Raw genomic sequence first — 4749 nt, 5'->3', positions numbered from 1 at the left:
GCCTAGGATCGTGTGGTGGGACAAATCCTCGATCGCAACGTGGCGCGGCAGGTTACCGCGCTCGGCAAGGTTCTGCTCAAAGATGCTGACGAACTGGCCGCCGAAATGGCCGACAGCATCCAGGCTGCCGTCCCGATCTACCGTCGCGCCGACATCGTCACGACTGAGCAGTTGCGCCAGGCCAGCCGGGCTAACGTTGAGGTCATCTTCACCGAGCTCGGCGGCGAGCCGGCCACCTCATCGGCGCGGTCATATGACAACGGGCGCGCCCGTGCTCGCGCGGGGGTACCGCTGACCGCGGTGATGGCCGCCTACCGCGTTGCCGCCGCTTTCCTGTGGGAAAAACTTGCCCATGTCGCCGGGGACAGCGCTGCTGGCGCCGAGGTCATTGTTGCCGCGGCCACCCAGATGTGGCTGGTCCTCGACACGTTCACCACTGAGATGGCCGACGGCTATCGCGAAGAGATCACCGCCCACGCCATCTTCGGCGAGCAGCAGCGTTCCAGCTTGGTTCAGGCGATCCTGCACGGCCAGCTCACCGACACCAGCCTGTGGGAGGCCGCCGAGACTTTGCGGCTGCCCCCGCAAGGTACCTACACGGTGATCACCGCAGCACTTGCCGAACCAGGACGGCCGACACCCCACGACATCACCGGGCGCCTTGCCGTGCGCGGCATCCCTTCCGCGTGGGGACTGACCCACGACACTGAAGTGGGCATCGCTCTGACGCGTGACCCGGTCAGCGACATCCAAACACTGATCGTTGTGCTACGGGAAACCAACCGTAGCCACGTCGGTATCAGCCCCGCCTACCACAGTCTCACCGATAGTCCCGAGGCATTACGGTTGGCGCGCATCGCTCTTCGTGCCTGCACTCCGCAAAACCCTGTGACTGTGTTCGATCGCGACCGGATGGCCATCGCCGCGGTCGCTGCACCCGATGTCATGCGACGCCTCGCCGACTTGACCCTCGTCGGACTGGCCGACCTGCCAACCGCGGAGCGACATAGGTTGCTGCAAACGTTCGGGGCTTGGCTCGATCATGACGGCTCAGCCACCCGCGCCGCCGAACACCTCTTCTGCCACCCCAACACGGTGCGCTACCGGCTGCGACGGCTCGCCGAATACACCGGCCACACCCTCGACGATCCCCATTGGATCGCCGAGCTCGCACTCGCCTACCAGATCGACCTGCACAGCGACACCAGTCAAGTCGATCGTCCTACTCCGCTGAAGCGATGAGAAAATCACGGCCCACCAACCCGGAGCCATCTCGCACCGCCACGCCGAGGCCACTTCAAGTGACATTGCGACCGGTCGGCGGCTCGCTACCGTCCGCGCCCACGAGTGCTACTGCATCTCATTCGGCGGGGGACCGGTTCGGCGTGCGGCATCGGCGCCGACTCTTGGGAGATGAGTCTGGATAGCTCCAGAAAACGATGTCGGAATTTCCGTATCGAACCGCCTTAACGCCGACGTTGTCACACGATTGTCACAAGTACTTCTGAATGGGGAGAATTAGCGGGGTACGGCCAGAGACGGTTTCGGCGGGTCAGAAAGCTTCCAGAGTCATTGCAGCACAACAAAAATCAGTCGATCTCCGACTGGGGGTCAAGTGGTCGCAGGTTCAAATCCTGTCAGCCCGACGCAGGTCAGAGGTTGTTTTCGTAAGAAGCAGGGATATCCCTTTTGGGTTTTGCGCCAATCGGTGCACCAACGGGGTTCAAAGCCCAAAGCCCAAGCCTTGCGCCAAGATTGTCGACGGCACGCCGCGCGCCTTCGTCGGAGCCGTGACCATAAATGTCGCCTGTCACGCTGATAGAGCTGTGCCCGAGCAGGTCGGCAACCTGACGGATGTGCACGCCGGCCTCCAGCCACGCCACCGCCGCGCTATGCCGCAGAGTATGGACGCCGGTGCCCACAACCCAGGCGCTCGTTGCCGCCAGCTCAAGGCTCCGCAACAGGTTGCGCGGATCCACCGGCGTACCAACCTCGGTCGCGAACACCAACCCGGTGTCCTGCCACACGTTCGCAGCCGCCATCCGTTCGGTCAGCTGCGCCGCGCGATGCTTCCGCAATACGGCCGTGGACCTCGACGCCGGGACGTTAAAGGTCGCCGCGACGATCAGCCGCGTCAACAAGAGGTTGGTGATCACCGAACCGAAGACCGATCGCTCCCGACGTGTTGTTCCACTCCACCCCTCAGTCGTGGCCGAACGACCGCCGCCAAATGGTCGCGCTCCTGATCGGCGAAGAATTGTCAGACCGGTCGATCGAGGACGCGTTGAACGCGTGTCCCATCAGACGGTGGCCAGGGATCGGGTGTGGCCCGAAGGCGAGGGGCAGGTGGTCCTTGATGGACCACCTGACGTTCGACGCCGTACTGGCCGTGACGGCAAATCCTATCCGGCGCATCAGTCGAATCCGACTGCGCCAGAACCGGACTGGCCTAGGTCACCGGATCTGATTGACCGGCTCCGACATAACCGCTACCCAGACCTAACCGGCGACGTGGACTGGTATACACCACCCGTAATCATCGAGGCCGTCACCAAGGTTCTGGGTGCCATTGACTTGGACCCGGCGAGCTGCCGAGAAGCCAACGAAACCGTCTGCGCTGAAAACTATTACACGGTGGAGGACGATGGGCTTACTCAATCCTGGGCAGGCCGTGTGTGGCTGAATCCACCCTATGCACGGCCGGTTATGCAGAAGTTCACCCGAAAGTTGATCACCGAATTCCGTTGCGGCAGCGTGAAAGGAGCGATGGCGATCACCAGCAACGCAACAGACGTTGGCTGGTTTCAGGACCTCGCCGCTGAGGCGTCCGCGATCTGTTTTCGGCGTGGGCGGCTTGACTTCTGGCACCCAGAAAAGGAATCGGGCAACCCCGTGCAAGGGCAGGCGGTGTTCTACCTAGGCCACGATGTTTCGACTTTCGCACGCGAATTCTCACCGACCGGATTCGTCGCTGAGATGCACCGTGGAATTCTGCCGAAGCCGCGGCGGTAGCTTTAGCGTGGCGACCGGTCAGCTGCTAACAACGCCGCCATCAGGCTCGCTGTCGCGAGCGCGATTCCCATGCGCTATACCTCACCGGGCCGCCACGGCTCGGCTCAGAATGGTGGTAGATCACCCGGCTGGGGTTCGTCGAACGTCACGCTGTCGTTGGCGTAGTTGAGGTAGATCGGCTCGGTGAAGAACGGAACCACACCGCTGTCGATGGCGCTTCCGGACGCCGTGGCCGGGACCTCGTTGTCGCCGACCAGGTACTGGTACAGCTCCGTGCCGCCTTGACTGGTGTACACGGTGATGAGCGAACCGGGCGCGACGTCCCCGGCCAGGCTCGCCGGGATAGTGCCGTAGCCGCCGCCAGAGTCGATGGTGTCGGACACCGTCGTTCCGACGGGGTTCTGCCCCAGGATGTTCGAGACGGTCTCGTAGAGGTCGCTGGTTGGGGTGGAGCCAACGCTGGGGAGGGTGGCGATCGCGGTGAACGGGTTGTTGTCGTCGACGATTAGCCCACCCCCGAGTGCGAAGGGTGTGTCGTCGACGGTCACCCCGGTGAAGCCCGCGCCTGCCAGCGGGCTCACGCCCGCGCTCTCGCTAGTACCTTGGCCGATGCCCATGATGCCCGACACCTGATCACCGGTCAGCAAGTTCTGGAAGGCGTCGTTAGAAGACAGGGTCCCCAGGTTGCTCGGGTCCCATGAGTAGACCTCCATCTCGACCGGGGTGTTGGTGATGAGGTCGTTCACCTGGCCGTTGGTCAAGGCGGTGTAGTCGACCGAGACGCCGTCGTAGGTCAGGTAGAGGTAGTCCACGCCGCCGTAGCTGCTCTCCCCGAGTCCGACGGGAACCCCCAGGTCGTACAGGTGCTCCAGCTCGGTGAAGAAGTTGTAGCTGTTTCCGTCGAAGTTCGTGAAGGGAACGACCAGGCCGCTGTAATTGGTGTCGACGAGCAGGTTGGTGGGTGAGCCTCCGTCGATGCTGGCATAGGCCGACAGCTCATTCCCGTTTTGAAGGCCGAGCGGAATGTCGTAGACACCGGTGGTCGGCGAGTCGACGGTCCCGGTCGCCGCGGCAGCCGACGCGGACTCCACACCGGGCTGGGCCACGTCGATCGAGTTGATCGCGCTGAGCACGCTGTCGCTCCAGCTGGCCACGTCGGCGGCGGCCGACGGGTCGAACGCGGCAACCGAATCGGTCAGCGACGTCAGCATCGGCTGGATGATCGGATCGAGCAAGTCCTCGAAGTCCGCCCTGGCGGGAGAGGCGGAACTGGTAGCCAGTGCTGCTGCGGCGAAGAACACGCTCGCGCCCGCACCAACCAGACCGAAGCCTGCTGTGCTCTTCTTGTTTCCATTCCGACCAGCCATTACTTGCCGTCCCCCATAGACGTAGTAGTGCTAACCCCGCAAAACTGAGAAACTCTGGCGTTTCTTTCAGATTTATTTAACGTACGTGGTGAGCTGGCGATGACGCAACCCATGGGTCAGCTCGTGCCTCACGCAGCTGTGCGTCCGCTCGCTGCGACCCCAAGCATATTTCCAAAGTTGGCTGCATGCTGGTGATTTCAGTCGTTGGCCATGAAATTCGATTTGCATTTCTCGAACTGATTTTGCATAGGTGAAAGTTCTCGCCGTGAGTTTGCTGGGGGTTTGCTGGGAGTAAGTCACTCAGTTTGACTTCGCCTCGAAGCTTAGGAATTCTTAATAGCGCTTTTGTCCCGATCGCGGACATCTCGAC

At 62.3% G+C, this 4749-nt stretch carries 4 protein-coding genes; 2 read left to right on the top strand and 2 right to left on the bottom strand.

Annotation, left to right across the window (positions count from 1 at the left end; all coding sequences use genetic code 11):
* Positions 1-15: 15 nt before the first annotated feature.
* Positions 16-1242, top strand: coding sequence for a PucR family transcriptional regulator (locus WAN02_RS31885; RefSeq protein WP_422269353.1), 1227 nt, complete (start codon positions 16-18; stop codon positions 1240-1242).
* A 410-nt stretch (positions 1243-1652) separates the two neighbouring features.
* Here the strand turns inward: WAN02_RS31885 and WAN02_RS31880 are convergent, their stop codons facing one another.
* Positions 1653-2156: a tyrosine-type recombinase/integrase gene (locus WAN02_RS31880; RefSeq protein WP_422269352.1), complete on the bottom strand. Its 504-nt coding sequence runs from the start codon at positions 2154-2156 to the stop codon at positions 1653-1655.
* Positions 2157-2208: 52 nt separating this feature from the next.
* On the opposite strand from WAN02_RS31880, the gene WAN02_RS31875 reads away from it, so the two are divergent.
* Positions 2209-3012 carry a DNA N-6-adenine-methyltransferase gene (locus tag WAN02_RS31875; protein WP_422269351.1) on the top strand — a complete coding sequence of 268 codons (804 nt, stop codon included), beginning with the start codon at positions 2209-2211 and terminating at the stop codon, positions 3010-3012.
* A 104-nt stretch (positions 3013-3116) separates the two neighbouring features.
* Here WAN02_RS31875 and WAN02_RS31870 read toward each other — a convergent pair whose 3' ends face one another.
* Positions 3117-4379, bottom strand: a complete 1263-nt coding sequence (locus WAN02_RS31870) for a hypothetical protein (protein ID WP_422269350.1) — start codon at positions 4377-4379, stop codon at positions 3117-3119.
* Positions 4380-4749 lie beyond the last annotated feature (370 nt).

It is taken from the genome of Mycobacterium sp., from assembly GCF_049281135.1.
Lineage (GTDB): Bacteria > Actinomycetota > Actinomycetes > Mycobacteriales > Mycobacteriaceae > Mycobacterium.
Note: the sequence above shows the minus strand (reverse complement) of the source record. Positions and strands in the feature narration are given on the sequence as shown.

Excerpts from the sequence above, each read along its gene's own strand:
- WAN02_RS31870 (WP_422269350.1), bottom strand. The coding sequence starts at position 4,379 with ATGGCTGGTCGGAATGGAAACAAGAAGAGCACAGCAGGCTTCGGTCTG.